The 25,350-nt window shown below is 36.0% G+C and carries 26 protein-coding genes and 2 tRNA genes; 12 read left to right on the top strand and 16 right to left on the bottom strand.

All coding sequences use genetic code 11. The features are described 5' to 3' along the window. Positions 1-40: 40 nt before the first annotated feature. The gene (locus WJM97_RS12925; protein WP_353929210.1) at positions 41-1,618 is read right to left on the bottom strand and encodes a DUF4070 domain-containing protein; all 1,578 of its coding nucleotides are present in this window, start codon (positions 1,616-1,618) and stop codon (positions 41-43) included. 370 nt (positions 1,619-1,988) lie between these two features. Between WJM97_RS12925 and WJM97_RS12920 the strand changes: the two genes are divergently transcribed. Beyond that, positions 1,989-2,510, top strand: coding sequence for a hypothetical protein (locus tag WJM97_RS12920; RefSeq protein WP_353929209.1), 522 nt, complete (start codon positions 1,989-1,991; stop codon positions 2,508-2,510). Positions 2,511-2,620: 110 nt separating this feature from the next. Further along, positions 2,621-2,842: a hypothetical protein gene (locus WJM97_RS12915; RefSeq protein WP_353929208.1), complete on the top strand. Its 222-nt coding sequence runs from the start codon at positions 2,621-2,623 to the stop codon at positions 2,840-2,842. Positions 2,843-3,088: 246 nt separating this feature from the next. Here the strand turns inward: WJM97_RS12915 and WJM97_RS12910 are convergent, their stop codons facing one another. Further along, positions 3,089-3,250 (bottom strand): hypothetical protein, encoded by a 162-nt coding sequence (locus WJM97_RS12910; protein ID WP_353929207.1) that lies wholly within the window; start codon positions 3,248-3,250, stop codon positions 3,089-3,091. Between the two features lie 7 nt (positions 3,251-3,257). Continuing rightward, positions 3,258-3,344 (bottom strand): cytochrome b6-f complex subunit PetN, encoded by an 87-nt coding sequence (petN, locus tag WJM97_RS12905; RefSeq protein WP_013189847.1) that lies wholly within the window; start codon positions 3,342-3,344, stop codon positions 3,258-3,260. Positions 3,345-3,444: 100 nt separating this feature from the next. On the opposite strand from petN, the gene WJM97_RS12900 reads away from it, so the two are divergent. Both WJM97_RS12900 and WJM97_RS12895 read left to right on the top strand, forming a co-directional pair. After that, on the top strand, positions 3,445-3,909 hold the full coding sequence (locus WJM97_RS12900; RefSeq protein WP_353929206.1) for a hypothetical protein: 465 nt from the start codon (positions 3,445-3,447) through the stop codon (positions 3,907-3,909). 15 nt (positions 3,910-3,924) lie between these two features. Further along, positions 3,925-4,479, top strand: coding sequence for a 3'-5' exonuclease (locus WJM97_RS12895; RefSeq protein WP_353929205.1), 555 nt, complete (start codon positions 3,925-3,927; stop codon positions 4,477-4,479). 29 nt (positions 4,480-4,508) lie between these two features. On the opposite strand, the gene WJM97_RS12890 is transcribed toward WJM97_RS12895, so the two are convergent. Further along, the gene (locus WJM97_RS12890) at positions 4,509-5,642 is read right to left on the bottom strand and encodes an adenylate/guanylate cyclase domain-containing protein (RefSeq protein WP_353929204.1); all 1,134 of its coding nucleotides are present in this window, start codon (positions 5,640-5,642) and stop codon (positions 4,509-4,511) included. Between the two features lie 140 nt (positions 5,643-5,782). Then, entirely contained in the window at positions 5,783-6,214 is a 432-nt protein-coding gene (locus tag WJM97_RS12885) for a DUF4363 domain-containing protein (RefSeq protein WP_353929203.1), read from the bottom strand. Positions 6,215-6,336: 122 nt separating this feature from the next. Between WJM97_RS12885 and WJM97_RS12880 the strand changes: the two genes are divergently transcribed. From WJM97_RS12880 to WJM97_RS12870, 3 genes are all read left to right on the top strand, one after another. Next, positions 6,337-7,014 (top strand): response regulator transcription factor, encoded by a 678-nt coding sequence (locus WJM97_RS12880; RefSeq protein WP_353929202.1) that lies wholly within the window; start codon positions 6,337-6,339, stop codon positions 7,012-7,014. Further along, positions 6,959-8,356: a HAMP domain-containing sensor histidine kinase gene (locus WJM97_RS12875; protein ID WP_353929201.1), complete on the top strand. Its 1,398-nt coding sequence runs from the start codon at positions 6,959-6,961 to the stop codon at positions 8,354-8,356. The genes WJM97_RS12880 and WJM97_RS12875 overlap by 56 nt, the downstream gene beginning before the upstream one ends. 108 nt (positions 8,357-8,464) lie before the next feature. Beyond that, positions 8,465-8,749, top strand: coding sequence for a peptidase (locus tag WJM97_RS12870; RefSeq protein ID WP_353933165.1), 285 nt, complete (start codon positions 8,465-8,467; stop codon positions 8,747-8,749). A gap of 40 nt (positions 8,750-8,789) precedes the next feature. Here the strand turns inward: WJM97_RS12870 and WJM97_RS12865 are convergent, their stop codons facing one another. The 3 genes from WJM97_RS12865 to WJM97_RS12855 form a co-directional block, all read right to left on the bottom strand. Continuing rightward, positions 8,790-10,031, bottom strand: a complete 1,242-nt coding sequence (locus WJM97_RS12865; RefSeq protein WP_353929200.1) for a glycosyltransferase — start codon at positions 10,029-10,031, stop codon at positions 8,790-8,792. 324 nt (positions 10,032-10,355) lie between these two features. Further along, positions 10,356-12,038: a glycosyltransferase family 39 protein gene (locus WJM97_RS12860; RefSeq protein WP_353929199.1), complete on the bottom strand. Its 1,683-nt coding sequence runs from the start codon at positions 12,036-12,038 to the stop codon at positions 10,356-10,358. Between the two features lie 35 nt (positions 12,039-12,073). Next, entirely contained in the window at positions 12,074-13,651 is a 1,578-nt protein-coding gene (locus WJM97_RS12855; RefSeq protein WP_353929198.1) for a hypothetical protein, read from the bottom strand. Between the two features lie 18 nt (positions 13,652-13,669). On the opposite strand from WJM97_RS12855, the gene cofH reads away from it, so the two are divergent. From cofH to WJM97_RS12840, 3 genes are all read left to right on the top strand, one after another. After that, positions 13,670-14,812: a 7,8-didemethyl-8-hydroxy-5-deazariboflavin synthase subunit CofH gene (cofH, locus tag WJM97_RS12850; RefSeq protein ID WP_353929197.1), complete on the top strand. Its 1,143-nt coding sequence runs from the start codon at positions 13,670-13,672 to the stop codon at positions 14,810-14,812. 114 nt (positions 14,813-14,926) lie between these two features. Further along, complete coding sequence (gene psb27, locus WJM97_RS12845) at positions 14,927-15,328, top strand: photosystem II protein Psb27 (protein WP_353929196.1); 402 nt, start codon at positions 14,927-14,929, stop codon at positions 15,326-15,328. A gap of 190 nt (positions 15,329-15,518) precedes the next feature. Beyond that, positions 15,519-17,015, top strand: coding sequence for a family 10 glycosylhydrolase (locus tag WJM97_RS12840; protein ID WP_353929195.1), 1,497 nt, complete (start codon positions 15,519-15,521; stop codon positions 17,013-17,015). 54 nt (positions 17,016-17,069) lie between these two features. Here WJM97_RS12840 and WJM97_RS12835 read toward each other — a convergent pair whose 3' ends face one another. Continuing rightward, the gene (locus tag WJM97_RS12835) at positions 17,070-18,038 is read right to left on the bottom strand and encodes an alpha/beta hydrolase (RefSeq protein ID WP_353929194.1); all 969 of its coding nucleotides are present in this window, start codon (positions 18,036-18,038) and stop codon (positions 17,070-17,072) included. A gap of 385 nt (positions 18,039-18,423) precedes the next feature. On the opposite strand from WJM97_RS12835, the gene WJM97_RS12830 reads away from it, so the two are divergent. Together WJM97_RS12830 and WJM97_RS12825 are read left to right on the top strand one after the other, a co-directional pair. Continuing rightward, entirely contained in the window at positions 18,424-19,455 is a 1,032-nt protein-coding gene (locus tag WJM97_RS12830; protein WP_353929193.1) for an alcohol dehydrogenase catalytic domain-containing protein, read from the top strand. 92 nt (positions 19,456-19,547) lie between these two features. Then, the gene (locus WJM97_RS12825) at positions 19,548-20,159 is read left to right on the top strand and encodes a hypothetical protein (protein ID WP_353929192.1); all 612 of its coding nucleotides are present in this window, start codon (positions 19,548-19,550) and stop codon (positions 20,157-20,159) included. 356 nt (positions 20,160-20,515) lie between these two features. Here the strand turns inward: WJM97_RS12825 and WJM97_RS12820 are convergent, their stop codons facing one another. The 7 genes from WJM97_RS12820 to WJM97_RS12790 all read right to left on the bottom strand — a co-directional run bounded on the left by WJM97_RS12820 (position 20,516) and on the right by WJM97_RS12790 (position 25,282). After that, positions 20,516-20,863: a Dethiobiotin synthetase gene (locus tag WJM97_RS12820; RefSeq protein WP_353929191.1), complete on the bottom strand. Its 348-nt coding sequence runs from the start codon at positions 20,861-20,863 to the stop codon at positions 20,516-20,518. Between the two features lie 162 nt (positions 20,864-21,025). Continuing rightward, positions 21,026-21,571 (bottom strand): GIY-YIG nuclease family protein, encoded by a 546-nt coding sequence (locus WJM97_RS12815; protein WP_353929190.1) that lies wholly within the window; start codon positions 21,569-21,571, stop codon positions 21,026-21,028. Between the two features lie 101 nt (positions 21,572-21,672). Beyond that, positions 21,673-21,744, bottom strand: a tRNA-Thr gene (locus tag WJM97_RS12810). An 87-nt stretch (positions 21,745-21,831) separates the two neighbouring features. Continuing rightward, a tRNA-Tyr gene (locus WJM97_RS12805) sits at positions 21,832-21,917 on the bottom strand. Positions 21,918-22,038: 121 nt separating this feature from the next. Further along, the gene (locus WJM97_RS12800; protein WP_353929189.1) at positions 22,039-23,859 is read right to left on the bottom strand and encodes an ABC transporter ATP-binding protein; all 1,821 of its coding nucleotides are present in this window, start codon (positions 23,857-23,859) and stop codon (positions 22,039-22,041) included. A gap of 128 nt (positions 23,860-23,987) precedes the next feature. After that, positions 23,988-24,761: a DUF6816 family protein gene (locus tag WJM97_RS12795; RefSeq protein ID WP_353929188.1), complete on the bottom strand. Its 774-nt coding sequence runs from the start codon at positions 24,759-24,761 to the stop codon at positions 23,988-23,990. A 113-nt stretch (positions 24,762-24,874) separates the two neighbouring features. Next, positions 24,875-25,282 carry a ChuX/HutX family heme-like substrate-binding protein gene (locus WJM97_RS12790; RefSeq protein ID WP_353929187.1) on the bottom strand — a complete coding sequence of 136 codons (408 nt, stop codon included), beginning with the start codon at positions 25,280-25,282 and terminating at the stop codon, positions 24,875-24,877. Positions 25,283-25,350: the final 68 nt, after the last annotated feature.

Below are 25,350 nucleotides of genomic sequence, written 5' to 3'. Positions count from 1 at the left end.
GATCCCCAACTTCATCATTAAATTGGGGATCTGCTGATGATTAAGCTACAGCTTTTTCCTTTTCTGGAACATAAGGTTTTTCTGCACCTTGGGCTAAATAAGCAGCGAGTTGGCTTTCGATTTCATCGCGCACAATTTGCCGATATTCCATAAAATGCTCGATGTGAGCGCAGGTAGAAACGTACTGCTCAATCACTTTAGGATTATGCTTGAGAATACTAAAGAAATGATGCCAGAATTTCCAACGAGTTTCTCGTTTAAAACCTTGTCGCCAAATTACTATTAACAAAGCTTTGATAACTACCCATTCCGGTGTTTTCGCTGGTGCTGTCCATTTAGGAGAACCCAACATCATAAAACAGCGATAGGTGCGATCTAAATAAGCTACAGGATCATATAAAGCACAAAAAGCTTCCACATATTCCCTCGCTAGTTCTTCCAGAGGACGGGTAGGAATAAAATTCATCAATGTGGTTTGATTGATATTCCCGTCTTTGTTTTCCCGTAGTCGTCCTTCTTTTTTCAAGCGATGCCACAATGCAGTGTTAGGTAACGCCTGTAACATAGCAAAGGTGGTGGAAGGAATGGCAGCTAGTTCAGCAAATCTAACGATGCGATCGCCAGCACCGGCTTTTTCACCATCAAAACCAATAATAAACCCAGCCATTGGTCGTAAACCGGCTTTGATAATAGTTTCTACCGACTCAGTTAAAGAACTGCGAGTATTTTGGAATTTTTTAGTTAGTTGTAAACTGTCTTCATCTGGGGTTTCAATACCCAAAAATACGGCTTTAAATCCACAATCAACCATCAACTCCATCATCTCTTGATCTTGTGCCAAATCAATGGAAGCTTCTGTATCAAAATTGAAAGGATATTGATGTTCAGCCATCCAAACTTTTAACTCTTTTAGCAACAATTTCACATTGCGTTTGTTGCCAATAAAGTTATCATCAACCATGAATACACCGCGTCTCCAACCCAACTCATAGAGATAATCTAATTCTGCTAAAAGTTGTTCAGGGCTTTTGGTTCTGGGTTTGCGTCCATATAGAACAATGATGTCGCAAAATTCGCATTGGAAAGGACAACCCCGCGAAAACTGCACAGACATCATATCATAGGCATTAAATTCCAATAAATCAAAGCGGGGAATCGGTGTACCAGTGACATCAGGCTTTTCAGTAGCGCGGAAAACTCCAGATTTTTCACCTTTTTGTACCGCTTCCACAAACATGGGTAAAGTGATTTCCCCTTCATCCAGAATTAGGTAATCTGCACCTGCTGCTTCCACTTCATGGGGTGTAGACGTGGGGTAAGGACCACCCAATGCTACCAACTTACCCCGGCGTTTTGCTTCTCTAATTTGATCTAGTAAGTCTTGTTTCTGGACAATCATAGCCGAGAAAATGACTATATCTGCCCATGCCCATTCTTCTTCTGTAGCGGCGCGAATGTTACGATCTACTAGCTTAAACTCCCATTCTTGGGGTAGGATAGCCGCTACTGTAACTAAACCTAATGGTGGTAGTAGAACCTTTCTGTCAACCAATGCTAGGATTTTTTCATAGGACCAAAAGGTTCTGGGAAATATTGGATAAACTAGCAAGACACGCATAGTATCACCCCTCACGATTTATTTGTGATCTAACTGTAACTAAAATTAAGACTAATTGACTTTTTTATAAGTTGCCATGTTGTTGTTGTCTGATAGCGAAGCGTGGCGTAAGCCATATCAGGATGTCCAGGATTTAAGGATTTACAGGATGGAGACGGAATTTTAACACAGATTACGTATTATAAATTATACAATACTTGACTTTATAATTAGCAATTTTGGTTAATTACGTATTTACTTCAATAAGTATTCCTAAAAACTGTGGTCAAACACTTGGATATTTGAGTTATTGTTAAATTTTATGATTATTGTCCGGACATTATGGCGAAATTAGGAAATTTATAAGAGTTTAAATACTTAAATAGGGTATATGGACAGTTTAATAAACGAATTTTGTCAAACTGTTAGAGAACGTTCCATAGAGCATCAAAAAGCTGTAAGTATCCTTCTAGAAAATGGCATTATTGGTGTTGCAATTACGGTGCTGCGACAGGAAATAGATTCTCTTATTAGAGTTTCTTATTTGTGCAGTCTTCAAGACTCTGTAAAGTTAACGAGGATTCTTCGTGATTTCAGATCGGGAAAAAAGTGGCCTGTTACTGATAGGGTAATGGTTGATCAAGAAGTCGGCTGGGTAAAGCTTGTTTACGACTTGAGTTGTAACCTGATCCATCTTACTAGTTTTCACAATTACAATCGCAATGATCCTTTTTTAAGTTTAGATACTAAGACAAAAACGGAAATTGTCAATTCTTTGAAGAAGGTGCATCAGTATCCTTATGAAACTATTTCAAAGGAGCAGTTTACTCCATATATTTCAAAGGTTTTAGAAAAAATTGTGAGTAATACTGAATGCTATCTCAAAAAAATTGAAAAGAACGCAAGCAAGTAATACAGTTAAATAAACACGCCGCTATGTTTACATGATAGCGATGACTGCGATGAGGGTAGCGATCGCTTGCAGTTCGTTTTTTAAATGGTGACGCAGCAATTATTGAAAGAGTGTTAACGTTACCAGAAGTTATTTTACCTTTAGTAGTAGCCGGAGAATTGTTATTTGGTGCTGAAAATTCATCCCGTCCATTGCAAAATTTACCCCGTTATCTAGAATTTATTTCAACTTGTACGGTTGTACCCTTGGGAAGAGAAACAACTTCGATCTATGCTCGAACTCGTTTAATATCCTGTTTAGCAGTGATTTCTTCTAAAGTTATGAGGGGATAGATAATAGATCCCACCCCCACATAGATTTTTCAGCCCAGAAATAAGCTGATATTTGTTTTGACATACCTCCTCGTCCTAAAGGAGCGAGGATTCCTTGACACTTCGCTGGGATGCGCCACAAGTGGTCTTACCGTCCCTCCATGTCCGTTTAGAGTCTCCCAATGCCCTATGGCGACTATACCTAAATTTTACCATAAAGCCGTCCTAGAAGGACGGGGCTTGTATCCCATTCTTTTGGTCAAAACCTTAGCGTCGTTTGGCTGTACTGCGTTTGAGTTCGCGGGTTTCGTCTTCTTGACGACGACGATCGCGCCAATCTGCCAAGGTTAAATAAACTACACCACCTGTAACTCCTACGAGTAACACGAGGGCAACTAACGCTAAAACACTCAGAAATGGACTGTTCACGATTTATTTATAGTCCGTTGCGTCCCCAAACTACCATAGAAATAGACCAAGTGAACACAACCAAGAGTGATACCCAACCCAATGTCAAAATCATAGTTCTACTTTTCAAATAATTGCAAAAGGTCTCTAATGTTTATCATACCGGGAAAGGCGGTAGATTGTTTAATGGTGTTAACAGAAGGGCAACTTGGTTTATGAAACTCATGCAAGAAAGGTTAGAATCTCTCAAGGCGGGTATTATTGGTAGTTTTGCTGTTGCTTTCTCTTTTTTACTGACTACTGTTATTAATGAGTTGCTGCTAAATCAGTATTTTGATATACTGAATATAAATCAATTTCAACTAATTAATTTAGTAATTAATTTAGAATTTCTACTCAGTGCTGGTATTGCTGGTTTTTCCGGTTTTCTATTTGGTGTAACTTACCGTTATATTATTCGTGCAGATAAAAATTCTCACCTTAAATCTGGTGCTGTTTTTGCTTTTGGTTTAGTCAGAGGTTTATCGCAAATAGAATTAGGTTGGAATATTAATAATAGTATTTTACCGTTTGTAATTTTAGCCGCAGAAAGTATTTTTTGGTTTGCTTTAGCCAGAATTATTTTAGATTTTGCAATTTTTCAAGGTTTACTCAAACCATTTTTATCAACTGAAAACTAATCTTATTAATCACCTATGAACCATTATTTCTTAATCATTGATATAGAAGCTACTTGTTGTGACAAAAAGACAATTCCCCGTCATCAAATGGAAATTATTGAAATTGGGGCAGTATTGTTAAATCGTCAAACTTGGGCAATTGATTCTGAGTTTCAGCAGTTTATTAAACCTGTGCAAAATCCAATTTTAACAGAATTCTGTACCAATTTAACTAGTATTACTCAGCTACAAGTTGACACTGCACCAACCTTTGGAGAAGCAATGTCAAACTTACAAAGTTGGTTGAATTCATTTCCTAATTCTGATTATATTTTTTGTTCTTGGGGAAATTATGATAAAACCCAATTTTTACAAGATTGTAAATTTCATCATATTCCTTATCCTTTTGGGACAGAACACAGAAATATTAAAATAGAATTTTCGGAATATTTAGGAGTATCCCATAAATTTGGCATGAAACAAGCCTTGGAAAAGTTAGGAATGGAATTAAAAGGTACACATCACCGAGGTATTGATGATGCTAGAAATATTGCGGAAATTTATCGTTATATGCACAATAATAAAAGATAAAAATAGACTTTTTAAAAATCCTAAAAAACCTAATTAATATTAATAAGTTGCCAAGCCATTAATGATTGGGTTTTACCTTTGAGAGCGATCGCCTGTCGGGGTTTAACCATACATTTACAACCTAATTTTTGATGAACATGATCAGAAATAGTAATTTCTCCCGCTGGAGTTGTACTTTCTAAACGTTTAGCCGTATTAACTACATCGCCAATAACAGTATAGGTGCGGGCTTTTTCGCCACCAAATAATCCTTCTACAACCGTACCACAATGAACAGCACAACCAGCACCAATTCCGTAAGGTGCAAGAATTTCTATGGCTGCTTTTTGCATCGCTTGAGCGGCGGAAACTGCTTGTTTTGGAGTGGCATAAATAGCCATAATTTCATCAGCAGTTAAAGTAATACGCAGGGGTTGATAATAGGCGGCGGCTGGTTCTACGTGCTGATAATAGGAGTTAAGAACATCGGCGACAATTTTGGTTTCAGTCTGTTCACACCAGGAAGTAAACCCGCGAATATCCATAAATAAAATAGCGCGATCGCACTGTTGAAATTCCCAACCTTCTGGGTTATTCACAACCTTATTGACAGCATGAGTTCCCATGCCCCATTCTGCTAAATTTCTTAATATATTGGCAGTTTCTTGTAGTTTTTTTTGCTGAATAATAATCTGCAATCTCTGAAAACCAAGTAATAAACCCACTAAAAATAAACTAGCAATTAAATATTTATGGGTAGCTGAAGCAGAAAACTTTTCTAGAAATGATATTTCCTGGGGCTGATTGTAATTTACACCTATATTTACCACTAGATAAAAACCTAGTAGCATCAGCATCCGCACCAAACTTTCTAAAGGAATTGTCCAACGTTCTAGACTTGGTTTCCAGTGGTAGCGAATACCTTGTAAAATGGCGATCGCCATAGAAAATAGCCAAAAAACAATATGACTGGGATTTTCAAAAAATTCATACCCATCTGCTGGCAAATCAATTAAAGTGTAAATACCCACACCAATTAGATTACCAAACAACCGAGATGATCCTGGTTTTGACAAATAAAATGTTTGTACCAACATTGCCCCAAATAGTAAATATTCAGTGGGGTCATTAATATATTGTTCCCACCCATAGAGTGCAACATCAGCGAGATTTTTCAGGATCAAAAAATGCCCGCTGTTACTTAAAAATTCGCTAATAAAGCTGGTTAAGCAACTTCCCCACCATTTCGATTTTATGGTACTATTTAATCTATTTTTTAATAGCTGTAACATTCATCTTCTCTGTTGGGGATTGGGTACATTAATTAAGACTTAGAAACAGTATTGATGGTGGTTTCTAAAGACTGTAATTCTGTTAATAATTTCTCTTTTTGGGGTTGAGCAGCTTTCAGTTCTCCAGAAATTTCATCCATACTTTTTTCGATGGCTTCATAATTATCACGAGATTTAGCTTTTATTCCATCTTCTACGTCTTTCCAAACATCCTCAAATTGATCAAATTCTTGTTTAGCTTGAGCAAAATTATCAGATGTAACTGCGGTTTTAGTTTTAGCTAATACAGCCAATAAACCATCATTAGTTGTTGATGCTGGACTTGCTGCTACATTACTATTAACAGGAGTATTAGCAGTTGTAGCCGGGGTAGTTTCAATCGTAGCTTGTTCATTATTACCACAGCCTACCAAAGTTAGTAAGCTCATCCCTGTAATTATTGCAATTGCCTGAAAACGCTTCATGGTCAACTCCTGATAGATGATATTTTATTTGTACACCCATAATTCCCTAGAATAAAACAACAAAGGTAAAGAACTCGGAAAGAGTCATATTTTGAGATTCACATTTTGAAATTCACAGCGTTATGAAACTTTTATTAGTAGAAGATGACGAACGCATAGCTGCATCTTTGTCAGAAGCCTTAACTGATCATAATTATGCCGTTGATATCGCTGGTGATGGTGAAGAAGGATGGGACTTTATGACAGCCTTTAGCTATGATTTAATTCTTCTAGATGTGATGCTACCAAAATTAAATGGCATAGAATTATGTCAAAGAATGAGACGACGTGGTTATACATTACCAGTGCTGATGTTAACCGCCAGAGATAACAGCACAGATAAAGTACAAGGTTTAGATGCTGGTGCTGATGATTACGTGATCAAACCCTTTGATTTACAGGAATTACTAGCCAGAATTCGGGCTTTGTTACGTCGGGGAATTGCCCCAAGATCGAACTTTTTAGAATGGGGAGAATTGCAACTTGATCCGGCTATTTGTACGGTAACTTACAGAGAAAAATTATTAGCTGTAACACCAAAAGAATATCAATTATTAGAATTATTCCTCCGTCATCATGGCCATGTCCTCAGTCGTCAGCAAATACTTGATCACCTGTGGTCATCTATGGATACACCAGGACAAGATACAGTCAAAGTACATATTCGGGGAATACGGCAAAAACTCAAAGCCGCAGGAGCAAAACATGATTTTATCGAAACTGTTTATGGGCTTGGGTATCGGCTTAACCAAAACGTTTAAAAATAAAAGCAATTTAACAAGTAATTTGCTCAAACCTTGGCGATCGCCAAATATTCTCTCTCACCCTTTGTTTAGAACTACCAGTTTACGATTACTCCTATCTTATTTACTAGCGATGATAGTAGTAATGGGAATGTCATCAATGGGAGTTTATCATTTTTTTGCTTACAGTTTATATCAACAATTAGACCATCAATTATTAACTTTAGCAGATGCAGCGGCTCATAATTTATTGGCAATTCAAGCGGATAGAACGGCTGTACATCGCAAAATACCCCGAATTTTAGATCATGATGGAGATTTAGATATTCCTTGGCAAGATTTGCGGTTATATGGTCAAAGTGTGGAATGGTTTAATGTCAAAAAACAATTATTAGGAAAAGCAGGAAAAAAATTTCCCCCCATACCTTTAATTAATAGTTTCCACTCATGGCAGCAAAATGACATTCGCACATTAACTATTCCAGTTTATTCCTCAGCTAAAAATCGCCAAATTTTAGGTTATGTGCGTGTGAGTGCATCCACATTAGAAGTAGAAAACGAACTGAAAAGACTATTAATTGGTTTGGGGTTTGGTGGTATTTTAGGAATGGTTTTAATTGCTGGTACAGCTTGGTGGTTAACGAGTAAAGCCTTACAACCAATTGAGCAAAGTTTCCAAAAACTACAACAGTTTACAGCAGATGCTTCCCATGAATTACGCAGTCCCCTCACAGCAATTAAAACTACAGTAGAGGTCATGCAAAGTCATCGAGAACGCCATCCTAGTGATCTTAAAAAAATTGCCATCATCGCAGGTGCAACACGACAAATGACTCACTTGGTAGAAGATTTACTATTATTAGCCAGAAGTGATATTACTGCTGTAAATTTGCCTAAAACCGCAATTCCTATACCTATAGATGAAATTTTATTTGATTTAATTGATAGTTTAGATCCACAAGCGCAAGCAAAGAAAATTATCATAGAAGCTAATGTTAATGATGAAATCTGGATCAAGGGTGACGCACATCAAATACAGCGACTTTTTGGTAATTTGTTAGAAAATGCCCTGCAATATACACCTGAATACGGGTTAATAAAAGTAGAAATAATCAAATCAGATAATTTTGTAGTTATTTCCATCCAAGATACAGGTATAGGTATTGCAAATGAACATTTACCTTTAATATTTAACCGCTTTTGGCGTGCTGATCAAGCTCGTTCTCATCGTCAAGGTGGTTCGGGTTTAGGTTTAGCTATTGTTCAAGCTATTACTCATACTCATGGTGGTGAAATATCTGTCACCAGTAAAATTGGGGTAGGTAGTTGTTTTCGGGTAAAACTACCGATTTTTGAGTAAGCTTTTGTAGTCAGGACTTTAGTCCTTGTCTTCAGAAAAAGTCTTTACCAGTTCTTTACTTTGTTTATTTTATTCTTTAACTGTACTTCTCACCCATCACCAATGAATATAAAAAAAGCATTCCGCAAGTATCACCGCATTATTGGTATCATTATTTGTCTGCCACTTCTATTAACTGTTGTTACAGGAATGTTGGCGACTGTTGTGCAAGAATGGCCGATTAATACGGGAATTTCATCCAGGTTAATGTTGAAAATTCATACAGGAGAAATTTTTCATTTACAAGCAATTTACCCCATATTAAATGGTGTTGGGTTGATGGGTTTGTTGGTGACAGGGATGAGTATGTCAGGATTATTTAATCGGAAAAAAAGACCTAATACTAATAATTAAGGTCAGGTTTTTGATTGCACCCAGTCTGATGATTTTACTTTTATTTTGTATCTGTTACCCGCCAACTTAGTTTGAGGTTGACCCAGAAATTCCAAATTGTTGCTACTGCGATCGCAATCAAGTTAGCAATATACTGATTAGGAATCAAGAAATTATAAACAATATTCAAAACCAAGACATTTATCACCAATCCTGCTAAACAAACCACATTAAATTTCAAGAATCTTTTGATGCGTTGCTTCCAACCTTTTTGCTGCATGGAGACATCTGCAAATGTCCAAGCATCATTCCAGAGGAAATTATTAAAAATCGCAACTTCCCCAGCAATGATTTTACTCCGAGTCAAAGGAATTTCTAAGGTTGAAGAATCACTAAGTAAATAAAGCACTGCCATATCTACAAATACTCCACTCAAACCCACCACACCAAAGCGAATAAATTTGTCAACGGGGAAGTTAACTTTTCTACTAATTTTACCAAGCCTACCAGTGGATATTCTTAAACGGATTAAATGTTGAATATATTCTACATATTGCTTCCATGTGACCTTGCTTTCCCCTTCTGTCCGTTCACGGAATACATAACCCGCTTCGGCAATTTCCCCTACTTCTCCTCTTCCAATTACTTCTAATAATATTTTATACCCTACAGGATTCATGGTTGCACCAGCGATCGCACTCCGACGCACCATAAAATAACCACTCATTGGGTCAGTAACTCTACCCAGAACACCTGGTAGAATAATCAACCCTAGAATCTGCGCCCCACGGGATAAAAATCGCCTCACGACACTCCAGCTACTGACACCACCACCTTCTACGTGACGACTAGCTAAAGCCAAATCTGCGCCATTTTCAATCTTCTGTAACAGTTGCAATAATACCTCTGGCGGGTGTTGTAAATCTCCGTCAATTACCCCTAAGATACGACCTGTTGCAGCTTGCCAACCTCTGATTACTGCTGAAGAAAGCCCTCTTTCCTCTTGACGACGCATTACCCGTAACTGTGGATAATCAGGTATCAGAGATTGTGCTACTTCCCAAGTCAAATCCGGGCTATCATCATCAACTATAATCAATTCATAATTACCAGGAATAGCATCATCCAGTAAACCACTGAGGATAGTAACTATTTTTTCAACGTTATCCCGTTCTTTGTATGTAGGAATAACCAGAGAGAGAAGAATATCATTATTTTCAGGAATATCACCAGGCGGATTTTCAGGAATCTTTAATGTCCCAGTAGGTACGGTTAATAGATGGTTAGATGGGTTTGTATTCATAAACTTAGTAAATGTTTAACTTTTAGATAGCTTGTATAAAGTTTAACAAGTTATATTTTACAGTTATAATGCCAAACTTGGTATCATAAAGATTCAAGGCCTTTATATTATCTAATCAGTGATGATACCTTAATATTAAGTATTTGTAATTTATTCGCATTATTTTTGACATAATATCACCGCATATTTTATCTTAGCTTTACATTTTCCAGGAGGATTGAAAATTATTTTGGTGAGGATTTAGAATATTGGGATATGTAGATTATCAATCAGCAACTTGAACTCGCAAATTTTCGGCATAACAGTTTAAAAGCTGAATATCTACTAACCACGATTGTAAAGATTAGCAGTAAATTTATCTAGGGTTAAAGTACCGGAAAGATTACGAGTTTCCTGTAATTTATATTGGGATGATAAAATATTTTTCATCTTCTCTTCTTCCCTTTGTACTTCTGCTTCTGTTTTTAACTTTGACCATACAGGATTATGACTATTTAACCAAATAATTCGAGAATATTTATCTGGTTCTTCCTTGAGAACTTTTTCTAAATTAGTGGCTAAATTTGCAGGATGGTGAGATAACAACAGCACTGGATAATCAGCGGGAATATAATAGGCTAGTCGGTTAACATGACCCCAAGCTTTGGAATTCATGGCAATTAAAGTAGGTTGACTCACATCTTTAGCAACTAATTCAGTAATAGAATGAAAAACATTACGACTGCGTAAACTGAAATCACCAATACTAATAGATAGATAAACTAATAATATACCAGTAGCTACCAGAGTACGCCATTGTTTATTCACTGCTTTTTCTAACCACAAAGTTATTAATAATAAACACCCAGGAACAATAATAATCATGGTTCTACCAAAGCCAAAACCCAAGGTAAATTTTTTAGTAACAATGTCTATTATTAATGCTAATCCCAAAGGCAAAATACCTAATATTAAAGCTGTAATTAAATTCTTCCGCTCATTTTTTTTCCATAAATGAATACTAAAACCAATAAAAGCTAAAATTACTAAAAAACCCGACAAAGTAATGATATAAGGATTTACACTGGTTGCCCAATCTCCTATTAAGACATCAGTACCTAAAGTATTAGCGAAATCCTGGAGATGAATTAACAATGGAGGTAATGAAGATTTAATATTACCAAATCTGTTTATATCAGCATTACGAAGTTGTTTAACTGTACCCCATAATACCCAAGGAGTAGTTAATAAAACTCCAGCACCTAAGCTTAAACCATGTTGTAACCAATGCTTTCTATCTAAATATAGAACTAAGACACCTAAAACTATTAACCAATAGGCATATAAATAAAAAGTCATTAAACCCGCAGTAATGGAAATAATTAAAATTCCATTCCATAACAACCAACGGCGACGACTTTGGGGAAAATCAGCATTTTTTTGTTCAATTAGAGATAATAAAGCCCATGTACTGAGAATTACCCATAATACCAAAGGTGCGTACATCCTCACATTGAGAGAATGGAATAAATAAAATGGACTAATAGCTAATAAAGATGCAAAAAAAAGTCCTCCTCGATGTCCTAAAATAAATTTTCCTAAACCATAAGCTCCACCCATAGCAGCTATACTAAATAATGTATTCAAACTCCGCATTGCTGCTTCACTGTTACCACAAATCCGTAACCAAAAATGTTGACTTAAAAAGAATAGTGGTGGGTGAGGTTCTCCACCTAAAAAGCTTTTTAACAAAATTATAATTGTTTGGAAAACATCACCTAAGCTAGATTCTGTTGGGATAGTTAGTAAGGCTGTATATTGTGCTAGTAGGACTGGTACATCTCCGGGATTGTTGTAAATGCTTTTATTACTCGTAGACAGCAGTAATGATAAAACCTCATCATACCAAAATTCTCTACCTCCCAAGTTGATGATTCTAATAATAACTCCTATGGCTATTACTATTAATGCTATTTTCTCTACAGTAAAAAATTGTTTGATTGGATTATCTACTGAATTAGTTTGCATATTTTTGATAATTTGTTTTTAAAATTTGAAGTCTATTAACCTTTGAAAATACTGGCTTCTTCTATTCTAAATCTTCCATTTTCTTGAATTTTCTGGATTTGAATGATCAATTTTTCTTCGTTGTTAGTAAGTTCTATTTTATTAGGTATGGGATTTTTAGAGAAACAAGAGTCATACACAGGACAGATATAAATAAACTTTTTCTCACCTTGTTGATGTAATGCTAATCCTAATTTACTAATGTCATCAACTTTTTTGGTCAGAAAAAATATTTTTTTTGTAAATGTAGATGGGAAAATTTGCCCCACATACTGGTTAGCAACAGCTACAAATTCATGACTATCTTGATTTAAAAATTTCAGAACTTCGAGGTTCTCTTGTTTATCTTTTTGATAAACATTTTCCATACCTTGCAGCGTATTTAGATTGAATCCTAATACAAATAACATTGCTAAAATACCTGTCACAAAATATCGGATACCAAATCTTTTTATTTTCCAGATTTTTTCTAAATTAGATATGGCAATTATTGTAATTAAAGGAATGAGAAATAATAAAAATCTTGACCCCCATTGTTTACCACCATCACTGGGAATCAGTATGGGTACAAATAACATAAATAGTCCTGATACGACCAAAATTTGGATAATTTCTGATTTTAATCTGAGATTAGCTCTAAAGATTGCAGTTACAGAAATTCCAATCACAAAATATAAGATGGGAAAATATTTAAGTAGGTTATCTTTAAGAACGTTAAAAAATTTATAGGATTTTAAAAGTCTTTCTGGGATGGAGAAGTTTTCGACAACTTGAAAAGCATGAGCGCCTAGAGGATGATCATAAATTATTTTGTTACAAGCAAAGAAACAGATAACTGTCAATATTAAGCTGCTAAGAAATATCAGTTTATTGTATTTAACTATGTTGATAAATTCAAATTTGATGACGTAGGAAGCAATTACTAAAATTATGAAAGTAGCTACTAAGGCTAAAAACTCTGGTCTAAACCAAACTGATAAACTAATTAATATTCCACTGACAATTGCTGATAGTTTGTGTAAGTTTTTTTCTTGATTAATAAATATGTTAACTAAGCCACTAAATGCTAAACATACTGCCAATGTGTGTTCCCAGTAAATAGCACTATACATAGTTAAAGGAGAAGCAAAAATCAAGATTGCTAAACCTATCAAAGTGATAATTTTTTCAATGTTAAAAGCATGACATAACCGATGAAAATTAAACCAAATAATCCAGGTAGAGATGAGAGGAATTATATAAAAGCCCCGATAACCAAAGATGGCGTAAAACGGAGCAGTAATTAGGGGAAATGTGAAGGGAAATGTGATATAATAAAGGTCATTTATTTTATAACTAAATGGCGGCTCAAAAGGGTATAACCCATCATTCCAAATACTTTGTACCCACTCTGCAACTTGTAAGTTAAGATCAAAGCGTAAATTACCATCGGCAATTTGTTGTGCTAACAATGCTTTGAGTCCCCCGTCACCACTAAAATAAAGATGATCGGGAACAAGTGAAAGTAAAAATAATGAGAAAATCACACCTGATAGAATCATCAACAATGGTAGGCTGGCCTTGAACTTATTCATACGGCAATAAAATTAACTGTGATTAATATAACTTTTGATACTATTCTTGAGCGCTCCTTGCTAGGGTTTAATATATCACCATCTGAGGCAGTAGTGTTATTAAAACAAACTGACCCAAAATCTGTAAATGCTATTCGGGAAACTGCTGATCAACTGCGACAAAAACAAGCTGGAGATACTGTTACTTACATAATAAACCGTAACATTAATTTTACTAACATTTGTGAGCAACATTGTAGTTTTTGTGCATTTCGTCGAGATGATGATGATACGGATGCTTATTGGTTAGATTGGGCGCAAATTTTAGAAAAATCTACGGATGCGGTAAATAGAGGCGCGACAGAAATATGTATGCAAGGGGGATTAAACCCAAAAGCGCAAATTAACGGTAGTTCCTTAGCTTATTATGTAAAATTGGTAAAAACTATTAAGCAGGGGTTTCCTCATTTACACTTACACGCCTTTTCCCCCCAAGAAGTCCAATTTGTTGCTAGGTTAGATGGAATTTCTTATGCTGAAGTAATTACAGAGTTACGTGATGCGGGTGTGGGTTCAATGCCGGGAACAGCCGCAGAGGTGTTAGATGATGAAGTGAGGCAGGTATTGTGTCCAGAAAAGATTGATACAGAAACTTGGTTAGAAATTGTCAGTACAGCACATAGATTAGGTGTACCCACAACCAGTACGATGTTATCGGGGCATATTGAAACCCCAGAACAGCAAGTTAGACATTTAGAAAAATTGCGATCGCTCCAAGAAACCGCTATAAATAAAGGATATCCAGCAAAAATCACCGAATTCATAGTATTACCCTTTGTCGGTCAAGAAGCCCCTAAATCCTTACGTCGTCGCGTAGGTAGAGATCAACCGGTTTTAGCAGATGCACTGTTATTAACTGCCGTAGCGCGGATATTTTTAGGAAACCACATACCCAACCATCAACCCAGTTGGGTAAAATTAGGTTTAGCTGGGGCAACAGCAGCCTTAACTTGGGGTTGTAATGATATTGGTGGCACATTAATGGAAGAACACATTACCACCATGGCCGGGGCTATTGGTGGCACTTGTATGGAAGTAGAAACCCTCCAAAACGCGATCGCCTCTCTCAACAGACCTTATCAACAACGCAATACATTATATGAGGTGATTGGTGATTGGTAACTTGGTTATTAACCTCCCACTCTCCCACTCTCCCACTCTCCCCCACATCCCTATTCCTGACTGATCCCAATCCAAGATACTATGGACGTTGATTTACGTATTTAATTAATGGATATGAAACGTTATTGGTCGCGTCTGCTGGCACTGGTTTTAGTTGTCACAATTGGTTTAATGGGTTGTTCTGGTGATGGTCCTGATGGTTTAAGTGGAGATTATCGTCAAGATACTTTGGCTGTAGTCAGCACTTTAAAACAAGCCATAGAAGTCTCTCCAGATGATCCGAATAAAGCTGCACTTCAAGCCGAAGCACGTCAAAAAATAAATAATTTTTCTGCCCGCTATCAGAGAAATAATGCCGTTTCTGGTTTGAGTTCCTTTACAACTATGCGAACAGCTTTAAATGCTTTAGCTGGTCACTATAGTTCCTATCCTAACCGTCCCATACCTGAAAAGTTGAAAAATCGTTTAGAACAAGAATTTGATCGTGTAGAAATAGCTTTAAGACGTGGTGGTTAATTATCGGCTAAAAGTTGGTAATTTTAATATTTTGACTAGCAGGCCTGGCCTGCTTTTTTAATACATAGGGCTGAGTTTTAGTTAATTTTCTAACATTTTTGTCTACTGCTATATATCTTAAATATAAAATTTTTCCTGTTGCTATATATTAATGAAGTAATGTAGCAAAGGTAGAGATTAATTGAGGAATATGTACAAAGCTCCCTTAAAATTCCCCACAGTCAAATCATTAAGTAAAAGTCTGTTTGCGGCTTTATTTACCAGTAGTATGTTGATACCTAACTTTGGGATTAAACCAGCAGCCGCGCAGATAATGGAGTTTTGTCAATTATCGCCCAAAGCAGTTAAAGAAAAAGAAAATTTACGATTGTCAGCATTGAAAGGAAATAGAGATGCCGAAAATCGTTATCAAAGAATTGTTAAACAACACTCACAAGAATTACAAGATTGTCGTCGTCGTAACTGGCCACAAACCCAAGCTATTTGGTTACGTTTATATCCCTGCGATACTGAACCAGGTACAATTGATAAAATTATGGATCAGATAGTCAACACTGGCTATAACCAAATTTATTTAGAAGCATTTTATGATGGTCAGGTACTATTACCAGCAGCATCAAATCCCACAGTTTGGCCTGCTGTAGTTCGTACTAAGGGAAAAGAAAAAGTAGATTTATTAGCAGAAGGAATTAAAAAAGCAAAAGAACGGGGTTTAAAGGTTTATGCTTGGATGTTTACCATGAATTTTGGCTATACTTATGGTCAGATTCCCAGTAGAAAAGATGTGATAGCTCGTAACGGTAAAGGTCAAAATAGTATAGAAGTTGTAGATAATCGTTCTCAAGTATTTATTGACCCCTACAACCAACAAGCAAAGCGTGATTACTATAATATGGTGCAAGAAATAATGCGCCGTCGTCCTGATGGCATATTATTTGATTATGTCCGTTATCCGCGACAAGCAGGAAGTGATTCTATCGCTACAAAAGTTTCTGATTTATGGTTATATACTCCCGCAATTCAAGAGGCTTTATTCCGTCGGGCCAAAAATTCCCAAGGTTTAGAATTAATTCGTCGTTTTTTAAGTAAAGGATACGTTACTGTTGGGGATGTGGGAGAAGTTGATAAACTTTATCCTCAAGAAAATGAACCAATGTGGGAAGGACGTGTTCCTCCAGTTTCCCAAAAAACATTATTAACAGCAAAGGATAAACAAGCAATTTTACAATCAGATTTATGGTTGTTGAGTGTTGCTCATGCCATGCAAGGTATAGTAGATTTTGTTAATCTTGCTAGTTATCCAGCTAAACAAAATAATATCCCTGCTGGGGTGGTATTTTTCCCCTATGGAAACCAAACCGTAGGTAAAGGATATGATTCCCGTTTACAACCTTGGGATAAATTTCCTAACTCTTTAGAATGGCATCCCATGTCTTACGCAACTTGTGGTAATGCTAATTGTATTATGGAGCAAGTGGAACGAGTTATTAGTATGGCACAACCAGGAACCCAGGTAATTCCCGCTTTAGCTGGTAAATGGGGAGAACCCATCACAGGTCGTCCATCGTTAGAAGTACAAATGGCAGCGTTGCGACGGTATTCATCTAAAATTAATGCAGTTAGTCATTTTTCCTATTCTTGGCAACATCCAGAACAAGAAAATAATCGTAAATTCTGCCGAAATTAACATTAGCTAGGGTTTGCTGAACAAGTCTTTTCATGGAATTTAAAGGATTTACATTTACCAATCTCTCAATTGTGTACCCAAAAAATAACGGACATGATCAGCAAATGTCAATCCAAACTTGCTTTTTCCATGTCCTAAACCGGGAACGACATAACAATCACCATCAGGGAAACTTTTAGCACAAGCTTGAGCATTTTTAATATTAACAAGTGGGTCATCAGCACCCACTAAAAATCTTGCTTTTCTGGGTAGTTCTACTTTCTCAATATAAGACATGGGATTAAATAAATTAGCATATTGATCAGGATATTTTAAATTATTTGCTAATCTCAACATCTGCACCATTGGTTTTAATTGGGGTTGTAATTTACCTAATAAAATTTCTGCTAAATTTCCTACGGGTGAAGCAGCTAAATCTGTTAAAATTCCTCTGCCCCAACTATTAGCAAAACTGGGTAAATCTGCATGACCAATTGTTCCTAATAATCTGTCTCCTACTCCATAAGCAGTAAAAGCATAACTACTAAATAAAACCCCCATACTCACACCAAACAAACCTAAACGTTCACTAATATTATATTTTTCATGGCAGAAGTTTTGAATTTTTGTAACATCTAAAGCTGTCTGTTGAAATACCTTTGCTAATAGTTGTGTATCAAAAGCAATACCCCGATCAATTAAAGGTTTGATTTCATTTTCTGCTAATGCTGTAAAGGTTCTCACTAAACTGCGTTCACCAGCAAAAGGGGCATCAAATAAAGCCACGGCAATACCCATCTGTGTTAATGTGGGAATAATAAAATGATTCCATTGATAAGGCGCACACATCCCCTGTAAACCGATAATTAAAGGTGTATCCTGGGGAGAACGATGATCAGGAAGAAACACCACTACCGGGAAACCACTCAATCTTTCATCAATATCAGCTACACCAGTGTAATTGTAGGGTTCATGAAACCAATAGCGATCGCCTTTTATCCCCTCATAGTTAATTGAATCAGCACCGTAAATATTCAGATTCATAAATATAAGATAGGTATAAATTTGATAATTATAATTTAATTATATACTACTTTTTAGGTAGTGACCAAACAAAACCACTAATACTAAAGTAAGATTTTAATGATATAGAATTAACTGCGAATTAACGCAGATGTCATAAAAATATATTTGTCATGATGTAGATATTACTGAAAATTTTATTAAATATCTCTAATTTCTATAGTTTTTATACTTAAACCTCTAATTTTAGTTTTTCATTTAGCATCAACTTGACTAAATTTCTTATTAATTTGACGCACAATTAAATCTTTTTCCCTAATGATTGCTTCTTGCCCAAAAATCCTGATTCTGACTGTTCCCAAAATCCTGTAAAATCAAATAGCCGCTAATTATTAGGTGATTGACGTTGTTAGCAGCTTTACTTTACGGAAAAGAAGATTTACGGCTAGAACAAGTACCAGAACCCACCCCCGCAGCAGGAGAAGTTGTGATTAAAGTGGGTGCTGCTACTACCTGTGGTACAGATTTAAAGGTGTGGCGACGTGGTGGCCATGCTAAAATGTTGACACTACCAACCCTATTTGGCCATGAAGCAGCGGGTACAATTGTTGCTATTGGTGCTGGTGTAAAAAGTTGGCAGGTAGGTGACAGGGTTTTTGCTAATAATTCCGCCCCCTGCATGAAATGTTTTTTTTGTCAACGTCAAGAATATTCCCTCTGTCCTAATTTGACATGGAATAACGGTACTTTTGCGGAATATCTGAAGATTCCTGCACCAATTGTAGAACATAATATGTTGTCTGTTCCCGATCATCTGCCATTGGCACTAGCAGCAATGACTGAACCTTTATCCTGTGTTTTACATGGTATTGCTCGGTCTAATATTAAACCTCAAGACCGGGTGGTTGTACTGGGTGATGGGGCGATCGGTTTAATGTTTGTCGCAGTTTTAGCTACGGAAAAACAAGCTGAGGTATTACTGTGGGGTGGTAATGATCAACGGTTAGAAATTGGTAAGAAATTAGGTGCAGCACAGATTTTTAATTATCATCAAGTTGGTGATATTCCTGGTGTTGTGAAAGAATTAACAGCTGGTTGGGGTGCGGATGTAGTAATAGAAGCTACAGGAGTTCCTAGTGTCTGGGAAATTGCGATCGCTTGTTCTCGTTCTGGTGGGACTGTAAACTTATTTGGTGGTTGTCCTAAAGATACAAGCATTACTGTAAATACAGAACATTTACATTATAGTGAATTAACACTAAAAGGTGTTTTTCACAATACACCTAAATATGTAAGAGAAGCCTTGTCACTAATTGCTAGTAGAAAAATTCCTGTTGAATTACTAATTAGTGAACAACGACCACTACAAGACTTAGCACAGGTATTTACTGATATGAAAAACCGCAAAGTAATAAAAGTAGCAATATCACCTAGTTAAATATCCACCAAAAAGATCAATCTTGAGATAAAGTTTATAGAAAACTCATGGCTAACTATTTTCAATAGTGATGTTATTTATAAATTAGGAAAATGCTAAAAACCTATCTGCGTAAATTTTTAATTTTGTCTTTTTCTTTTATACCTTGCTTATCCGGTGAAATACTTTTGAATTCTCCAGCCCAAGCATTACCAGGACAAAGCACAGAGAAAGTTACAGCTTGGATTCAAGCCCACCCAACCCTTCGTCCTAGAAGTGGTGAAAAATTATTTGTGAGTAAAAGTGATACAGCGGCCCAACGGTTTACATTTCAAGCATCTGTACTACCTCCAGGTAAAGTGACATTCACCAAAGACCGCAGTAAAATTCGTACTGAAACCATGACAATGTATGATGGTGTCAATGGTGTAACAACTAACCGTCTTGAAGAATCGCTACGAATAATTTACGGTACAGATATTTATCAAGACTACAACCGCGCTCAGATAATATATGAGTATCCTGATCAAAGTACAGTTAACAGAGCAAGGTTAGCGAGAACTCCTATCAGAGAAGCTTTACAAGGAGAATTACGCTTAGGTGATCGCTTTGCTTATTGGATAGAAATTGCTCAACCCAAAAACAGCAAAGCTTTAAGCGGTAGAGTCACTGTATTACTTAAATCTGATCTAGATAAATTAGAAGCAGAACTAAAAACTCGCTAACGGAAAACCAGTTACTCCCATTATCCAACATCATTTAAACTTACTCTTAAATCTTGAGTAAATCAAGAATAAAGAGCTTGTCCTAAGTTGACAATTTTATCGTCAAAAATAGACTTATGTTGATAAACATTGACATAAATTAGCTAAGAAAAATCCCAACTTGATGTATAATCCTAGTATATCAAGTATTGAATAAGACTATTAGCGACGCGAAAACCAAGCATTGATAGTGGTAGTCTGTTTCCAAATCTTAACTTGAGAAAGTCGCGTTGGGCTACAGCGTGCAAGTCTACCGAGGGATAACCGCTCCCATGCTCCCATTGAAGTAGAAAGTAAAGTCTAGCTTTGTCTAGGTTTTATATAGCAGAAGTTTCCCACATACCTGAAAATATACTCTCTGATGCTAAAGAAATACGTTGTAAATCTTCTTGTAGTAGAGGTGGCCAGTCTACACCTGCTTTACGTCCTGTAGCAAATAGCTGTAAACCTCTAATTCCTAATTTGTATAAAGACAAAGCTAGTTCTTTGTCTAAGCTGTTTGCATCTTTTAGTGTTTCAAATACTACCTTTAAAGCTAACAAAATAGAGGTTATTTGTCCCGGTACTGGTGATTTTCCTTGTCTAAGACGATTTAACAAAGCATCAGGATTAGCATCATTTTTTGTCTGATCTATAAGTAGTTTGCGTGCAATTTCGTAGTTCATACAGGGGAAAATAAATAGATAATCAGAAATAGGGTAAAGGGAAGAGAGAATAAAAATATTCTCAATACCCTACATTCCACAATATAAATCCTAAATAGATAAATGTGTGATTTACGTAGATAAACTTAGTGGCTTTGGTAATTTATAACAACCACAAAGTTGCTATTTTAAATCCAGCAAACCAGCTTCTTTTAACTTGGGATTAAAACGAATTTGACTTCTTACTCCCCGTGATTCTAAAACCGCTAAAATTTCTCCTTCAACTCGACGAGCTACATTTTTAAGAAGTTTAATTTTTGCTAACTCATCAATTAGCGGATTTTGATAATTGCTTTGTTCTTCAGGTGTCATCAATTCTTTAGCATTGATTGGATTGATCCATTTTTCTTTATCCTCACCATTTCCTAAAGGAAGATTAGCATTTTCTGCAATCCATTCCCTTTCTATCTGCTCTAAAATACTACGGTTAGGACGTTCTATAGTTTGCACCTTTAACCAATAACATTTTTCTGGGAAGCGGACTAAATGCTGTTTACAACTAAGATAAACATCACGGGAATAACCAACAAATTGGAGAATTTTATCTTGATCAAAAATAGCATAAACCCCTATTTTTCCCTGAAGTTGTTCTGGTAATTCACCATTGTCATCAATGTAAGCTACATATTCTAGACTAGCTAAAGCAGGAATATTATGTTCAGAAATCATTATAGTAGTTGAAAGTTTACTCAACTATCATAGTTAACATCAGCAAAACTATCTACTTAGACAAGCATCATATCTCTATGGAAGATGTTAAAATTGCAAAAAGCCCGTGACGAGGATTGAACTCGTGACCTCACCCTTACCAAGGGTGTGCTCTACCACTGAGCCACACGGGCAAAAACTTAGATATAATTACGAGTTGTAGGTTACAATGCTGAGAATTTATCTCGACACTCAGCGATTGTAACTAACATCTCTAAAAGTGGTGGGCCGGGCTGGATTTGAACCAGCGTAGGCGCAAACCAACGGATTTACAGTCCGTCTCCATTAACCACTCGGACACCGACCCGCTGCGTCCCACGTTTATTAATAGTAGCAGCAGTATTTAGGTTTGGCAAGGGGTTAGGGAAAGTTTTTTTCAATAAGTTCCAAATCCCTTACCTGCAAGACTTTTCAGGTATTTTGACCTCTTAACCAATCAGTTCTCCTGTTTCTTGGAGAGAATGTAAGCGGTGATAAATACCTTCATGACGTAATAATTCATCATGGCTACCGACTTCGGCAATTTTACCCTGATCAAGAACTACAATTTTGTCAGCTTCTCTGACTGTACTGAGACGATGAGCAATAATAATCGTGGTACGAGTTCCCTGAATTGAGTGCATAGCGACTTGAATAGCACGCTCAGACTCGTAATCTAAACTAGAAGTAGCTTCATCAAAAATTAATACATCTGGTTCTACTAACAACGCTCTAGCAATTCCTAAGCGCTGTCTTTGTCCTCCCGACAACCTCACACCACGTTCACCCACTACAGTGTAATAACCTTGGGATAGCTGCTCAACGACTTCATTAACTTTAGCAATTCTACAGGCTTCTTTAATTTCCTCAAAAGTTGCATCTGGTCTCCCATATTTCAGGTTATCTAAAATTGTACCGTTAAAAATATCAACTTCTTGATGAACAATCGCTAATCTGCGCCGATATTTATTCACATTGAAACTACAAATATCTTCACCATCAATCAAAATTTTGCCCGTGTTTGGTTCAAAATAGCGTAATAGCAACTTGATTAAAGTAGATTTACCTGAACCAGATTTTCCTACTAATGCCACTGTTTGATAAGGTTCAATTAAAAAATTGATATCTTGTAAAACTGGACGGTTACTATCATAACTAAAACTGACATGGGAAAATTCAACTTTACCTGTAAATTTATATGGTGATTCTATCTGGTTTTCTACATCTAAAATTCCTTCTCCATCCAGTCCTAATGGTGTTTCTAAAAATTCGTTAAATCTGACTATAGGAGAATAGCGACGAGAACAAGATTCTATTAATTGACTGATAGGTTCTAATTCAGCATAAGCCATACTAGAAAGAGTCAATGTCACCACAAAATGACCAATAGAGATTTTACCATTTACAGTTGCAGCTAAGGTAAAACCCAAAATCATAAACACAGAAAACTGAACCACAGTTCTTTGAAATGTTTGTAGGGTTACATAAGCCTTGTGCAACCGATAAATAACTACATTTTTTTCTCTTTCTAATCGTTTATTTTGTCTTTGTATTTCCCTAAATTCTGTGCCATAGGCTTTAACTGTTTTGATATTGGTGACAATTTCTGAAGTGCGGCTTTCTGTATTTTCCATGTATTTATCTACTAGCACTTCGCATTTAATTAAATACTGTATTTGTTTCCAAATCACACTGAAAATAAATACAAAAGAAATCAGAAATAATAAAGCAATGCGCCATTCAATAAAAATGATAAATAGGAAGATTGCCACTACCCGCATGATCTTGGGTATAAATTGTCCAGCAATTTCTGGATAACCCCAGGTGTAGTTCAGAATTCCCCTAGAAACTCTACCGGCAATTCTTCCAGGATTGTTTTCATCGTAAAATTCTAGGGGAAGAGTGAGAATTTTTTCTATAGCTTTTTGGCTTTTTTCTCGTCGTGCTTTTAAAGCTATATACCAGTCAAACCAACTGGTTAACCAAGGTTGTGTAGGTGCTTTGATGACTGTAACTATGAATATTAAACCCAGTAATACAACTAAAGAAAAAGTTTGATTAATTGGATAATTTGTGAAGTTAGAAACAGTGAAAATTATTCCTTGTACTGGTTTGTCTAAAGGTTGGTTAGATAAAACATTTAAAATCTGTCCAATTACATAGGGTAACAATAAATCCAAAGTTTCGTAAATACTAGCTGCTGTAATACTAAAAATACTTAGCTTCCAATAAGGACGAAAATAATTGAGAATATCTCGATAATTCGCCATGATGCACACTATTTTAAAACACAATTTTTAGCTGAGAATGTTTATATTACAATTATACTACAAAGTTGTCAATACTAAATCTATAAAATCTATCTTGAGATGTACTATCAATAATTTATCAATTCTATTTATTGAGGGAAAAATTCTAAGCGATAACGATAAAGTGCTACTGGCCGAGAACCTGCGGTAAAGTAATCAGGATCTTGAGGAGAGAGATAAACAGCAGTAACTTGATCTGCTGCTATTTTTGGGTTTAATGTAGGAGTTTGATAATAGGCTGTGGTAGATTCTACAGTATTAAAATAAGCACGAGAACCGCCTTTAAAGTATTGTTGGAAAACCTCTGCGGTAATAAATTTACCATCTGCTGTATTTTCTGTAGTCCGCGCTGTGACGAGGGAAACTAATTGACGTTCACCCCCAAAAAAGGTAATTTGACGGTTAGGAGATTTGGGATCTGGTTTGACTGCTATTACTGCTTCATCTCCTAAATAAGCTCTGGATAAATTTAAACTATTAAATACTCTATCTGCTACTAATATTTCTGATTTATTTTCTTGTTTATGAATATTTTTTAAACCGGAAATTGGTTGTTTAACTTTTATAAATCTGACTAAAAAACTTACAGGTTGATTTATTTGACTACGATTTCCTACAAAACCTGGTGTTACTATATCTGGTGCTAAGGGTGCAGCTAAATCTACTAAGGTACTGGTAACTTTCCATGTTCCAGACATCCAATTAGGGTAAATTAAATCTCCCTCTGCTGTTTTGACTGATGTGAGTTTTTCCCATTTGGTAAAATCTGCTAATCTTTCTGCTAGTTCACCAGCTTGAGCTTTTCCAGTAGGGAATAAAAATAAAATTATTAAGAAAATGCTCAGGATTGTTTTTAAAAACATACTCAATCAAATTGATTAGTTAATATTTGAAAAATAGGTATAGTATTAGCGGGCAAGATGCCCGCACAACAAAAGAATTACAGAATTAGGTTATCTTTCTCTAGGTGATAAAACTACAAGGTTTCAATTGGTAAAGGTTGCCAAATTTCCCCATATTTCTCTTTTAAAGCTTGCCAGTTTTCTACTTGTCCTGGTTCATATTCTCCTGGTTTACCCCATTGTAAAAACAGGCTTAATGCAGGTTCTTGTTTTTCATCTAAAAACCGAATTGCATAGGTTGTAAAGTTACCTCTTTTAGCTTCTGCCGTTTCAAATTTCACTTGAGTAATTTTGTCCATATTCAAATGAAATTCAAACCCGTCGGTGTGCAGATTGGCATATTTACCTTTAGCGAGTTCGGCGTAAAAAAGTTTTTCTATTTTTCCTCGTGCTTCTAAAACTGCGGCACTGCTAGTAACAATTAAACGTAAAGTTCCTAAACTTTCACAAGCTTCTAAAAATTCTCTCAATGTTGTACTCATAATGTAATTTTTGATTTTTGATTTTGGACTTTGAAAATCGTTAGTACAGCAAATTTTTAGTTTTTATC

This window comes from Okeanomitos corallinicola TIOX110 (assembly GCF_038050375.1).
Taxonomy (GTDB): domain Bacteria; phylum Cyanobacteriota; class Cyanobacteriia; order Cyanobacteriales; family Nostocaceae; genus Okeanomitos; species Okeanomitos corallinicola.
The sequence above is the reverse complement of the archived record's forward strand: the minus strand, read 5'-3'. Positions and strand labels throughout refer to the sequence as shown.